Annotated in this window: 9 protein-coding genes and 2 pseudogenes; 3 read left to right on the forward strand and 8 right to left on the reverse strand. The window is 66.1% G+C overall.

All coding sequences use genetic code 11. From position 1 onward, the window contains the following. Window positions 1-19: 19 nt before the first annotated feature. Window positions 20-361 (forward strand): annotated as a pseudogene (locus P3L51_RS21775) (transposase); the annotation flags it as partial. A gap of 104 nt (window positions 362-465) precedes the next feature. Here P3L51_RS21775 and P3L51_RS21780 read toward each other — a convergent pair. The 6 genes and pseudogenes from P3L51_RS21780 to gntD all read right to left on the reverse strand — a co-directional run bounded on the left by P3L51_RS21780 (window position 466) and on the right by gntD (window position 4,660). Beyond that, window positions 466-1,149 carry a siderophore-interacting protein gene (locus P3L51_RS21780; protein ID WP_354606960.1) on the reverse strand — a complete coding sequence of 228 codons (684 nt, stop codon included), beginning with the start codon at window positions 1,147-1,149 and terminating at the stop codon, window positions 466-468. A gap of 32 nt (window positions 1,150-1,181) precedes the next feature. Further along, window positions 1,182-1,388, reverse strand: coding sequence for a hypothetical protein (locus P3L51_RS21785; RefSeq protein ID WP_354606961.1), 207 nt, complete (start codon window positions 1,386-1,388; stop codon window positions 1,182-1,184). Window positions 1,389-1,431: 43 nt separating this feature from the next. Next, window positions 1,432-1,539, reverse strand: a pseudogene (locus P3L51_RS21790) (IS5/IS1182 family transposase); the annotation flags it as partial. Window positions 1,540-1,948: 409 nt separating this feature from the next. Next, window positions 1,949-2,584, reverse strand: coding sequence for a membrane protein YczE (yczE, locus tag P3L51_RS21795; protein WP_354606953.1), 636 nt, complete (start codon window positions 2,582-2,584; stop codon window positions 1,949-1,951). A gap of 107 nt (window positions 2,585-2,691) precedes the next feature. Then, window positions 2,692-3,618: a diaminopimelate epimerase gene (dapF, locus tag P3L51_RS21800; RefSeq protein WP_354606954.1), complete on the reverse strand. Its 927-nt coding sequence runs from the start codon at window positions 3,616-3,618 to the stop codon at window positions 2,692-2,694. A gap of 7 nt (window positions 3,619-3,625) precedes the next feature. After that, complete coding sequence (gene gntD, locus P3L51_RS21805; protein WP_354606955.1) at window positions 3,626-4,660, reverse strand: guanitoxin biosynthesis L-enduracididine beta-hydroxylase GntD; 1,035 nt, start codon at window positions 4,658-4,660, stop codon at window positions 3,626-3,628. Window positions 4,661-5,714: 1,054 nt separating this feature from the next. On the opposite strand from gntD, the gene P3L51_RS21810 reads away from it, so the two are divergent. Together P3L51_RS21810 and P3L51_RS21815 are read left to right on the forward strand one after the other, a co-directional pair. Next, a complete protein-coding gene (locus tag P3L51_RS21810) occupies window positions 5,715-7,388 on the forward strand; it encodes a glycosyl hydrolase (RefSeq protein WP_354606956.1) in 1,674 nt (557 codons plus the stop codon). 281 nt (window positions 7,389-7,669) lie between these two features. Then, window positions 7,670-8,158 (forward strand): DUF4913 domain-containing protein, encoded by a 489-nt coding sequence (locus tag P3L51_RS21815; RefSeq protein ID WP_354606957.1) that lies wholly within the window; start codon window positions 7,670-7,672, stop codon window positions 8,156-8,158. A 67-nt stretch (window positions 8,159-8,225) separates the two neighbouring features. Here the strand turns inward: P3L51_RS21815 and P3L51_RS21820 are convergent, their stop codons facing one another. Next, on the reverse strand, window positions 8,226-9,551 hold the full coding sequence (locus P3L51_RS21820; protein WP_354606958.1) for an RICIN domain-containing protein: 1,326 nt from the start codon (window positions 9,549-9,551) through the stop codon (window positions 8,226-8,228). Between the two features lie 2,683 nt (window positions 9,552-12,234). Further along, window positions 12,235-13,238: tetratricopeptide repeat protein (locus tag P3L51_RS21825; RefSeq protein WP_354606959.1), on the reverse strand; the 1,004-nt coding region annotated here is incomplete at its 5' end.

Here is a 13,238-nt window from a genome sequence, read left to right on the forward strand (position 1 = left end):
GGGGTGTCGTTGTGTTGGTATGACGAGTCTTGCTGAGCATCTGGTTTCGGATGAGTTGTGGGAGTTGTTTCGGCGGGTGGTGCCGGAGACGGTGGTGACGCGTCCTCAGGGCGGAGGCCGTCGGCGAGCCGGGGACCGTGAATGTCTGATCGCGATCGTGTTCGTGGCCACGTCGGGCTGCTCCTGGCGGCAGTTGCCTCCGGTGTTCGGGCCTGCCTGGCCCACCGTCTACCGGCGTTTCGCGCGATGGAGTCAGCAGCGCGTCTGGGCCCGTCTGCACCGCGTCATCCTCGACGAACTCGGTGCCCAGGGGGCCTTGGACTGGTCACGCTTCGCCGTTGACGCCGTCAGCGTCCGCGCCACGGTGCACGCACATTTGCCGCGCTGTTGCCGCTCGCTGACGCGCTGAGCAATGCTCAGTACCTGTGGATCACTAGTAGCGGGCGGAGGCCTACGCCCTGGCCGTCAGTCCATGCCCTTCCTGCCCGGCGTCCAGAACGGCTTGGTCAGGACCGCGCGCCGGTCCCACCCCGCTTCCTGGAGCACCCGCCGCACTGCTTGCACGTCCCGTGCCTCCCCGGCGACATACGCGATCCCGCCGGGTTCGGGGGCGAGACGTCGTACCGCGTCCGGCAGTGACGTCTCGCCCCGGAGTACCCAGTCGAGCCGGTCGCCGCCCGCCAGAGGCAGCCGGTCGGCAACTGTCGCCGTCTCGACGCACCCGGAGACGACGGCTTCCCCGGGCAGTGCCGCGAGCATCGCACCGAACGCGACCGAGGCCGTCTCGTCGCCGACGAAGAGGTGGCGGGCGGCGTCGGGACGCAACGTGAAGGTGCCCTCGGGGCGCCGCAGCCGCACCTGTTCGCCTGGTGCGACGGTGCGGCCCCATCGGGCGCCCGGTCCGCCCGCTGCGTGGTCCATTACGCACAACTCGACGCCGCCGGACGGGTCGTAGTGCCAGATCGAGTACGTACGGAGGGTGAGTCCGCCGACCAGGACTCGCACCTGCTGGCCTGGATGGACCTCCAGACCGGCCAATTGTCCGCCGTCAATGCGCAGCCGACGCATCCGGGCGGTGACCTGCTCGGCCTCGGTGACGGTGCCGCGTATGGTCAGAAGATCGAGGACGGGGTTCAGGACAGCGGGCATGACGGGCTCCTCAACGGGGCGGGTTGTCGTACTCACCGGGAGACTGAACGCGATAGTACGCGTTTGCGAAAGCTCGCGATAGTACGCGTTAAGGTGGTGCCGCCGCAACCGGCGGCCACGGCCGCCATCGTCGTCGGCACCAGCAGAGCGACCATGCGCAGGGCCGGACCCAGGCCGGAGGTCAGGCCCGCCCAATGCGGCGGGAGCGAGGTCGCCACGTCGAGGGTGCGGGCCGGCATGGCCAGGATGGTGCCGGCCGGGATGACCAGGAGCCAGCAGGCATCCTGCGTAGCGGTTCGCTTCGACGTGGTGCAGAACGAGGATGGCCTGCCCGATCGCGGTTGCGCGGCGCGGGCAGCAGCGCAGTCTGACCAGGATCTTCCAGGCTCGCCAAGTGAAACAACGTCTTACTCCAAGCCTTCTGTCTCTCCGCAATGGCCGGCCTTACAACCTGCTACAGCTCCCAGGCTTGCTACGGGCGAAAGCGCAACGAGGGAGGGGCACAAGCAAACCCTGCTCGCTCTGACTCGTCGACAGTCAGTCCTGTGGGCCGTGATCCGCGAAGGAACGTGTGACGAGTCCTACCCACCGTCACGACAGCGGCTTGACATCGTCATTGGGAAGTTCTTCTTGACCTTCCGGCCGTTTGTCTTCTCCCGTCGGACGGTCTTACCAACGTCGTACCGGGTTTCCCGTGGTCCGTTCCCGGTGCCGGGCGGTCGTCCGGGGCCAGACCGCTGGTGTTCTTCGGTGCTCTCGGTGGTCGTCCTGTGGGGAGACCACCGACGTTCAGCCGGCGTCAGTCGGATCTCTCCGCTTCCTGGCGTGACAGATCCTCCTTGCCCGCGGGTCGGGGCGCCGGCGTAAGCACGGGCAGGAAAAACTGCACCAGAGGACCGATCGTAACGGCGTACAGGACGGTACCGAGACCGATCGTGCCGCCGAGTAGGAAGCCAACGGCCAGCACGGAGAGTTCGATGGAGGTTCGTATGAGCCGCAGCGAGCGCCCGGACCGGCGGTGGATGCCGGTCATAAGGCCGTCCCGTGGCCCGGGACCGAAGCCCGCGCCGATGTAGGCGCCACTGGCCACGCCGTTCAGGACGATGCCTGCGGCGAGCAGCAGGAAGCTCGGGAGCAGAGTGTGCGGGGTGGGTAGTAGTGGCGAAGTGATGTCCACCGTTGGCCCGATGACCAGGACGTTGCTCACCGTGCCGAGCCCGGGGCGCTCGCGCAACGGGATCCAGAAAAGCAGCACCACGACGCCGGTGATCACGGTGGCCGTCCCGAACGAGAGGCCGGTCAGATCGGCGAGGCCCTGATGGAAGACGTCCCAGGGGTCGAGGCCGAGAGCGGCATTGAGCATCATTGCGAGGCTGACGCCGTAGAGCAGGAGGCCGGCGTAGAGCTGACACAGGCGGCGAGACAGCACGATCATCCTAGAAGAAGAGAGAACGGATCGGGTACGGCACCGGTCGCGGCGGGATCGGCGCGGAGAGAACGGCGCTCGGCGGCGCGGGCCGGGGGACATCGCCTGTGGTGTGGTCAGGTCAACTCGACCTCTCCGTCGAAGACGTGAGTGACGGGACCACCCACCCAGTACGCGGGGTGTTCCGGGTGCGCGGTGACGGTGAGCGGCATTCCGGCGCGATTGTGCACGGTCACCGGCCGGGCGACGTCGGCCAGGCCACTGCGCGTGGCGACGACGCCTGCGGCAACGGCGCCGCTGGCACAGCTGAGGGCCTCGCCTTCAGCTCCGTGTTCGTACGTACGGATCGCCAACTGCCGGGAATCCAGGCGCTGAACGACACTGACATTCGCGCCGGCCGCCGCGCCGCGGTCGCGGACCTGACGGACCAGGCCCGCGACGTCGAGCCGTTCCACGTCATCGACGAGCGCCACAAGGTGCTTCGCGCCGACGCACACGGCGTCGAACCGTACGGTGCCGCCGTGCCAGGTCTCCACGATCCGCTCCGGCTCGACCTCGCCCGCCTCGACCGTGACACGCACATGCGTACCGTCGACCACGGCCTCGTGCGGCACACCCGCCATCATCAGGCGCATGGTGACCCAACCGTGCTCACGGGAGGCGCACCAGGCGACGCAGCGCAACGCGTTGGCGCATAGGGCCGCGATCGACCCGTCCGGATTGACGCACAGTACGTCCAGCACGGCGGGGTCCTTGCCGGCAACAGCACTGACGACCAACCCGTCCGCCCCGACCCCGGTCGACCGCGCACACAATCGCGGTCCCCACGCCCGCCAGTCCCGCTCGTCGGCGGCACCTGTGACCAGGACGAAATCATTCCCGGCACCGTGGATCTTGCGGAACCTCACCCTCAAGACGGGCTCCCCTTCTCTTCTTCTCTTCGGGTTTCTCAGAAATGTCGGGTCGGCCGACTCAGCCGGCAGGCCACGGCGGTCGCGGCGGTCCGAGCGGCCGGCCCTTCGGCGGCAGCCGGACAGCACCACAAGGCAATCAGTGGACGACGCGGTCCTCTGCGCTCACCCGCAGCGCCCGGCTCTTGCGCAAGTCGCGGACAACGAACGCGCGCTTGAGCCAACGGTCCGCACCGTCCATCCGGCCGGGGATCTCCCGACGGCCGTGCACCGCCTTGAAGTTGTCGATGAAGAGCAGGTCACCGGGGTTCAACACCGTTTCGCGCAACGTGTTGTTGACCGCGTCCTTGAGCCGGTCGAACGCCTTCTCCGCAGCGACGTCGTCCCCGAAGTCGGCGATGTAGTGCGGGTGCACCCGCAGATAGGGACTGTCCTGGGCGCCGAAAAGTACCGGCACCCGTTCCGGCTCGTCGAACATTTGCCGGACGCGGGCGGCGCTGCGGGCGATGAGCTCCGACAGCGGCCCCGTCGAATCCGGAGCGGTCATCGCGGGCTGGGCGGCCGCGCGATTCGCCTCGTCCGGGAGATAGGGGTACGCCGGACGCAGGAGCTGCTCGCGAGTCTCGTCGTCCAGGTCGAGGTCGTCGACGGAGGCGTAGGTGGTGGGTACCGCGTCGTGGTTGCGGACGCAGAGCAGCGCGACGTAGTCCATCCGCTCCGGGTGGAAGGCCGTCTCGGTGTGCCAGTGAAGCTGGTCGGTGCTGGTGCCCAACTGGCCCCCCTGGTTTCCGGCGATGGGCAGCACCTGATGAACCATCCGCCCGCCCTGTTCCGTGGCCCAGGCGACAGTCTCTCCGAGCAGGTGAGAGCAGAGCAGGAGGTAGATGTCTTCGCGCCGGGTCCGCAGGCGGGCGCCGTCGTCGTTCCAGTGCGGCGGGGTGGAGCCGACGGCCGCTTCGTCGATCCCCCGGCCGCGGACCAGGCAGATCGGCTCTGCCTCCTCCAGCCGGAACCGGACGAGTCCCTGCCGGAGTGACTCGGGCAGCCGGTGCGCGTGCACTGCCACGTCCCGGAGGAAGTCCCGGCCCTCCAGGTCCTCGTACCCTTCGTCGAGCTCCGAGACCAGAGCATCGACCGTCGTTATTTCCTCTTCAGTCAAAACAATTTCGCGCATAGTTAACGTTCTCCTCGTGCTGATGCCGACCCCCGGGAACTTCGCTCCGCATCATTCTTTGACGAAGCACCCACGGATACGCTGTTTAATTTCTTCCAGTCGTGAGATCGGTGAAGGTGTGAACACTGTCGGACACACCTCGCCGTCCGTTCGGCAGGCGGAGGACCTCTCTGACTCTTTTGGCGAGTGATGACCTTGGGACGAAAATGGTTCATGCGGGGAGGCCTTGGTCCAGCTCGTGTGGTCGATGCCGCCGGCCAGTTGCTGCCTTCCATGAAAGTGCAGGGGTTTGTCAGCCGGGACAGATGCCTCGGACGCTCGGTGAGATGGAGGCCTGTCCGTACAGTGAACAGCCGCCCATAGCCAGAACGATCAGCGCTGTGCCGCCATCAGCATGCCGCGGTATCGGCCGATATCGGGTTCGGCTCTGTCCACGCGGCGACTCAGCGGGTGTGGCCTTTGCTGCGAGGGCTGGTCCATGTTCATTTCACATTCCTGGATGGGTCGCTGACGGGGAGGTGTCGGCGGGGGCATCACGCGGATGGGGACCTCGGCACCTTGGTCGCGAGAACCGCTCCCACCGCAGGGCCGCAGTCCGTGCCGCGGCGCGACCGGCGCTGTCATCGGAAGCGGGCCCGGACCCCGCATCGATCCTCACCGACCGTGCAGATGAAACGGCTGGGAGCCACAAACGGTTCAGTCGTGTGCACACAAGATGGCCCAACGTGACGTAGCTGACACCGGGCTGTGGGTGGGTGAACAGGCGCCGGGCAAGGACGTCGCCGTGAACTGCCCGATGGGGAGTGGGAGCTCGTTCGGCCGCTGCTGCCGATGTCCTTGCGGGGGCGGCAACTGTTGGACGACCGAACCGTGCTGAACGAATCATGTGGAAGTTCCGGACGGGCAGGGCCTGGTGGCCACCCCTGAGCCGAACTGACCTCCTTCCTGCGATCCGCGAAAGACGACGGCGCAATGGATGCCCGCAGGGTGAACCGTCCGCCGCGTGCGTACGTCGTGCGTGCGTATTCGATCCCTGATTTGGGAGGCATGTTCTATGCGTGTGAGATCACTCGTATCATTTCGGCCACTTCTGCTGGCTCTTCTGTTGGTCGTCGCTGTGTCTGCCGTGACCTCGGCGTCCCAGGGCTCCTTCGGCGGCGGTGAAGACCGCGTCTCCGAAGCGGCCGCCGGTGGTGCAGAACACACCGTCACTTTCCTGAACGACACGAACAGCCGTATCTGGGTCGGCTCCACGGTCAACGCCGACGGCTCGACCCCGCTGACCGGGCTGCCCATGCTGCGCCCGGGCCAGTCCGCAACGGTAGCCATCCCTGAGAATTCGGGCGCCGGGCACTGGCGTGGCAAGTTCTTCGCCCGCCAGGGCTGCGACGGAAAGGAGGAAAAGGACAGAACATCCGGAGACAAAGAGTTCAAACTCTTCAGCTGCACCGTGGCCGACTGCGGGCCGTACACCGACCGTTGCTCGACCGGCGAACAGCCGGCCAGTCTCGCCGAGTTCAACTTCGACAGGGCGGACTCTTCGGCCCCCTGGTACAACGTCAGCTACGTCAACGCCGTTACAGTTCCGATCACCATCACCCCCGACGGCGTGCCGCCACCGAAGGACGGCGGGCAGTGTGCCCCGGTCGGCTGTGCCAAGGATCTGCTGTCCGTCTGCCCGCCCGAGAACCTGAACATGAGTCCCAACACAGGCAGGCCGATCGTCTGCGTCAACCCGAACCGGGACGCGAAGACCGCCTACAGCCAGGCACTCACGGAGAAGTGCGCATCGGCGTACTCCTGGTCCAAGCATGACGCCGAGGCGGGCAACCAGGTTGTGCGCCAGTGCAGCGAATGCAGCGGCATGACCGTCACCTTCCACGGCTTCGGCGCGGCCAAGCGGTCCGCCGCCAAGCCCGATCACCCCGCTGAGACCAAGACCAAGACCAAGCTCAAGCCCAAGACCGCGACCAAGACCAGGCAGCAAAGCGGTCCTGTCGGCACATCCGCCAAGGGCGTAGGCCTCAACCCCGTCGAAGGCGCCGCCCAGGCGCTGGCGGGCTCCGGTGCGAAGTGGTACCACAACTGGGCCTCCTCAAGTGCCGGGGTCGCCAGGCCGAAGGGCGTCGAGTTCGTCCCGACGATCTGGGGTCCTGGCTCGGTCACCGACGCGGAACTGGGCAACGCCGCCAGGTCGGGGAAGAACCTCCTCGGCTTCAACGAGCCGGACTTGCCCGGACAGGCCAACATGACCCCCGAGCAGGCCCTGGATCTGTGGCCGCACTTGCAGAAGACCGGCCTGAACCTGGGGGCCCCGGCGGTCGCAGCCGACGCGGACAAGCCCGGCGGCTGGCTGGACCGGTTCATGAAGGGAGCCCAGGAACGCGGCCTGCGTGTCGACTTCATTCCGGTGCACTGGTACGGCTCCGACTTCAGCTATCGAGCCACCTACCAGCTGGCCGCGTACCTGGAGCGTGTACACAAGCGATACAACAAGCCGGTCTGGCTGACCGAGTACGCCCTCATCGACTTCACCCAGGGCACACCCCGCTACCCGAACGAGCAGGAGCAGAAGAACTTCATCAAGACATCAACGGAGACGCTGGAGAAGATGGACTACGTCGAGCGCTACGCGTGGTTCGCTCTGTCCACCCAGACGAGCCCGACGGGCCTCTTCAACGGAGCCACCCCGAACGGCAGCGGCAACATCTACCGCAGCGCGCGCTAGGCGCATCACCCCCTGGCGAGCGGATTCAAGCCGCGCGGGAGTTCTACCGCCCGCCACGTCCGCCGGAGACGGACTTGCCGTGACCCAGCTCGGGCCACGGCAAGTTCCCGGGCTCTCTCCCTCCGGTGCCGGGCGGTGTTCTTCTCTCCGCTGGTGCCGGAGCGACCGCGCCCGCCCGCCTCCGGCGTTGTCGTGAAGCCCGAACAGGCCCGCCTCTCCACACCCCGTGACTGCCTCGGCCCGTCCGAGGCGGTCCACATCGCACACTGAAAGCGAACCCGATGACGATCGACACCCCCGAAGCCGAACAGGAGGCCCAGTCGCCCTCGGAGCCCTCCTCCGAGGCCCCGCCCCCTCCGCCGCCACCACAGTTCATCCTCTACCTGGACGGGCCCGAGTACACGCGGAATCTGCGCCAGTTGACGCTGTGGACCCATCACGTGCTGCTGCCGGTGTACGGCCGGGAGATCACCTCCGCCGCCCCCTGGTGTTCTCGCTGGTGGGAGCACCAGGAAGCGGTGGCCCAGCTCCACGGGTTGTGGCTTGCCTGGGCGGATCTGACCGGCCCCGGTTCCCCGCTGGCCGGACCCGCCAACTGGCACCGGGACTATCTGGGGCCGGTCATGCAGTCACTGCGCGATCCGATGGGGCCCTTCGCCGGCTGCAAGCCCGGCAACCACCGGTCGAAGGAGGCGCCGCCCGTCGACGCTGTCGACCCGTTCGGCCCACCACCCGCGCCTTCGTCGGAATCGGACCAACAAAGGCGCTAGACACCGGAGAGTGACATGGCTGAGAGCGGATGCGCACCTACGCACATCCGCTCTCAGCCGCATCGGATCAGCCTTTCACGAACCGCCATTGGTGGTCGTTTTTATCACTGCACCGGTAGACGGTGATTTTGGCGTTCTCGGCCTTCCTGTTCGTTCGCCACACATCGAGGCACATGTCATCGCTCTTCTGATTGCGAATCCAGTACGTGCCGTTGCGGCGCTTGTCGAACCACCACAACTGGTTGTCCTTCTCGGTGGCTTTACACGTGTTCTCGACCACCGCTTTCGGGGGCTTCACCTTACCCGTACCCGCCAGGTCCAGACAGAGACCGTCCTTGGCGTTGCGGATCAGGTAGAGGGAGGAATCTCCGGTGCTGCGGTCCTTGAAAATCGGTTCCAGAACCCACAGTTGGTTGTCACGCTTTGACGTAGTGCAGCTCTTTTCGTCAAAGACGGCGCTTCCCGGTCGGCCCTTGCCCCAGCCGGGGAGGTCGAGGCAGTAGCCGTACTTCTCGTTCTTGATCACCACCGCACCGGTTGGCACTCCAGGGTCGCCCTTGGGCGCCCGGCTCTTCTTCGGCTCCGGCTCCGGCTTCGGCTTCGGCTCGGGCTTGGGCTTGGGCTTGGGCGGCTTCGATGAAGCCGAAGGCGACTTCGACGCTGACTTCGCGGGCGACTTCGATGCTGAGGCGGACGGCGGCATCGAAAACGAAGGCAACGGCATGTCGGAAGGCGGGTAGCTCGGTGGCTGGAAGGTCATCGGAGATTTGCTTGCCTTGTTGCCGGAACCGGCCGCCTGATTGTGCTCTTCGCCGCCACCTGCTCCACTGCCCATCGCCACCAGCGAACCAACGACGAGTACCGCCACACCAGCCGCTACCCCGCCAACGACCAGGGGGCGCTGGAACAAACCAGGTTTTTCGTACTCGTCATCCGACTGAGCCTGCTCCTTCCTCCGGACGGTTGCCCCGCCTGGAGGATGCCGAAGACCGGGAGATGTGGGTGTCGGCCTCGCACTCTGCGAGGCGGCGGCGGTACCCCCACGACCGGTCTCCGGGGGACCCGTTTCGGCACGGGGCCTGCCGGCCCCGAACGGCTCGGCAGGCTCTGGGGTTTGAGCACGCTCCAGAGGTTCCGGGGGCCCAGCGGCCCCCGCTTCTCCGTCCGCTTCCCCCTGAACCTGCTCCAGCAGCCTGCTGGATCCGTCCGGAGCGACTTCTACGATCGCCACGTAGCCCGCGGACGGGTCGGAAATGGCTCCCGTCACGGGAGTGTTCCGACTGCGTGCGTACCCGTGCAGCATGTCGAGGATCGCGACATCGAGCGCTTCCCCCGGCATCACCGGCACCGACTCCCCGTCGATGGCGGCGGAGCCGTCGTCGAAAATGACCACGGCAAGATGTTGGGAAGGCTCGGAACCCTGCGCCGAACCTGCTAGCCGGTCAGCATCTGCCGGGGCCGCAGGTGCGAGAGGGTCGCCCTTCGAGATCGTCCCGTCAGTTTCGTCACCCCTGTTCATATCCATCCTTTCCTTGCGGTGTCCGCGCGCGACCTGCACGGCCCGATCCGGATCTAGGAATCGAACAGCAGTCGAAGGCCGCGCGCCACAACAGTTCTGCTCACACCGCAACGGCCATCGGGGAAAAAGAGTTCACCGCCTCATCGCTGCAATGGTGCTTGAGGCGAAGATTGTTACGGGCCATCCGCTGTGGCACCGCCGTTCGCAGAGTCCGGACCAGGCTGCAGCGTGTCAGCCCCGGTCCTCCTCAACCGCCGGCCGCTTGGAACGGCACCTGTGGTGCACGCCACCGAGGCTGAAAAGGCTCGTTGCGTTGAACCGACAACGCCCCCTGGCCGTTCTTGTTCAAGATGCTCTGTCCGTGGCCATCTGTCGTGAGCGGCACATCAAGTCGGGCAAGAGACTGATCTCGCAGACACAGATGCCGGTGGCACTAAGCGCCTTGAGCACGACAATCCGTCCACCGGCGGTCGATCACGATGTGCCTTCGTTGGCTCTGTCGACACACCTACGTCCCGAAAGGTAGAAGCGCCGCATGGCTGGTACGAACAGCGTTGAGAGCGACCAGGAAGAGGAACGGAAGGGGTGGCTCTCCCGGCTGGCAGGAGCAACGGTTCGCGCACTCAATAGCACGGCCGGGACAGTCCTGAAGTCGCGAGGCGCCACGAAGATCGGTCTCATAATGGCGGCTGCGGGAGCAGCAATGACTCTCACGGGGTTCGGGGCGGGGGCCGGAGTTCCGTTGATGGCCTTTGGACTAGTTGTCGCAGCGGGATCGACGGGCCTTCGGATTTTGGACAAGTACCTACAGGCACGGAAACAGCAACTCCCGGACTCTCCATCGCACCCGCAGCAGAATCCTTCGGCGGCGCAGCAACCCTTCGCCCCCCAGATGTCCAGCGAGGCCACCATTCCCGTGCCCCCGGAGGCGCTGGCCAAGCTGGCCGGGGCACTCGCCGCCGAAATCAACGCCGCAGTTCGGCACCAGCAAGCAGTGGTCCACCCCTCCCAGGGACAAGGCGTTCAAGGCCCCGAGCCCCGGCCGCCAGCGCCTTGGGGCGCGCCACCAGGCAGGGCGCCCCAGCCCGCTGCGAGTAATCTGGTGGCGCATGCGGCAAACCGGCACACAGGACATCAGCGAGATCCGAACAGCCCGGGTTACGGCGAACGTTACAAGCAGCCACGGAACGGTCAACCTCCACTCAAGCGTAGGAGGACAAGCTGAGGATTCTTCAGCGAGCATTTCCGTCGGGCCGAGGTGACTCCCTCCCCCAGCACCACCCGGTCCTTCTCACGCTGTCCGGGCGGGTCATGATCCTGGCCGGATCGCCGCCGGCTTGGCGGTGATGCTCGCCGACTGCGGCGAGACCATAGCGGACCCGGCCGTGCTGCGGGACCAGGCCGACATGTTCGGCTCGGTGACCTGGACACCGGCTGCTGCCTGCAAGCTGCAGTGAACCGTATTGCCCCTGACGCCGTTGTCAATCCATAGGAGCAGCAGAGGCAAGGCTTGCCGGGCCTTAGCACCTATGGGATGAGAACGCCCGGCCTTGGTTCCATTTTCATGAGACGAGCGGCGAGACCAGTCGCATTAACGGTCTGGTCAGCCGAACGGCCAGGAGGTCATTTTGCCAGTAAATGCCTACTACGAGGATTGGCGGAAGGCCTACGAGGCGGCGCAACAAGTGGGTGCGAGCAGGGCACCCGTTACAAGTGATTCTGATCGCAACTCCCCTAACTACCGTCCAGAGGCACTTTCAGGCACCGTCCAGCCCGTTCCCCAAAATTCCTCAGCCCCGCAGTTCGCAGTCGCGCAGCCCGGCAACTCCCACTCGCGCACGGCCGTGCCATCCGCACCCCCGGCGAGCAAGCCTGCAGAACTGCCCCTACTCTTGCAAGAAGGAAGCTTCCAGAACCCGCGGCGGGCTCCCAAGCCACCAACAGGCCCCCCTGATCCAACCGACTCGCATAGCTTCCTGAACCCGCGGCGGGCTCCTCCCCGGCCATCAGAGATGGCATCAGAGAATAGCCTACTAGGCAAGGAAGGCCGCGGCTTTCTGCGTGATTCGCCTCCAGTCGAGAATCAGGGCAGAAGCCACCGTCCCCCCGCAGGAAAACTCCAAAAACCGCCACCTGCTACCAGACGGCGATGATTGGCGTCTCTTGGACCAGGACGGCGTCGGCTACCAGCACTGCGGGTGCGCTCGCTCAAGAACCAGTGTTTGGCCGGCCGACCTCGCCGGCCTTGCCGAACGCCCGAAGTCCCGCTCCCCCGGACGACCGAAAAATCCTAGGACGGGCCGGGCGAGGGTGGTTGTGTGCTTTCAGCCCTGCTCCGGGCTTTCGGGCGTGCCAGGCACAGAGTGAACTGGATCTCCTGGTCGTTGCCGAGGTCGGCGCCCCGAGCAGGAGAGGCTCTGGCAGGCGACGGGGCGGTGCGGTTCTTGTTGTCAGGGGACGTGTGCTGCGCCGGACAGTGAGAGCCAGCCGCGGGCCAAGTGACGTCGGCGGGAGATGAACGGACTCCGCTCAGTTTCGGGGCGCGGTGGCGCCTGAGCTAACCGGCATCCGGTTGGGCGTCGCGAGTGGGATCGTTCAGGTACCGGAGTCTGTCCCGCACGCTTTCGGCGTCGGGGTGATCGAGTTTCGTCCAGATCGCCAGCGCCCGGAGCCAGTTGGTGCGGGCCGTAGTGGCCTTGCCCGCAGCCAGTTGGACGTCCCCGAGATTGCTCAGGGTGTGGCCTTCGCCCCATTGGTTGGCAACGTCCCGATGTGCATCCAACGCCCGTTCGTAGTGCTCGACGGCCTCGTCATAGCGACGGAGCTGAAAGCCGACCGTGCCGAGAATGTCAAGGACGACACCTTCGACCCAACGATTGCCGACCCTCCGCAGAATGGTCAGTGACTGCTCCAGGCAGTCCTTGGCCTCACTGAACCTGCCGAGTTGCTGGTAGGCGTCCCCCAGGTTTGCCAGGACTATCGCCTCGCCCCAGGAGTAACCGCTGGTGCGGAGCAAGACCAGCCCGCGCCGGGTGTACTCGACTGCCTTGTCGAGACTGCCGCTGTTCAGGTACACGTTGCCGAGATTGGATACGGCATGTGCCCTGCCGTCCCTGTCCCCCAGCTCCCGGCAGAGGTTCATCGCCTGCCGATAGTGGTCGATACTCTCGTTGAATCGCCGCCAGTGCATCAGAGCGCCAGCCACATCCCCGAGGCTCTGGGCCTCACCCTTGCGGTCGAAGGTGGCGCGGGCCGCTGCGAGAGCTGTCTGTGAGGTGTCAAGCCAGTCGTGCAGGTGGCTGCGCAGATAGAAGAAGCCCCAGGAGACGGCGGCGAGTCGCCAGGCGATATTCGCCCTGCCGGAGTCAGCGGCCTGGTGCACAGCGGCGACGAAGTTGGCCCGCTCGATCTCGCACCACTGAAGGGCCTGGTCGTGAGCCGTGAACGAAAGGGGGCGGCAACCGGGAGGGGTGGGTTCCAGCAGAATCCGCTGCCGCTGCGGGGCGAGTAAGGGGTAAGCCGCGTCCACGGTGTGCAGATACCAGGAGAGAAGCCGCTCAA

Origin of the sequence: Streptomyces panacea (assembly GCF_040560175.1) — a bacterium.
GTDB lineage: Bacteria > Actinomycetota > Actinomycetes > Streptomycetales > Streptomycetaceae > Streptomyces > Streptomyces panacea.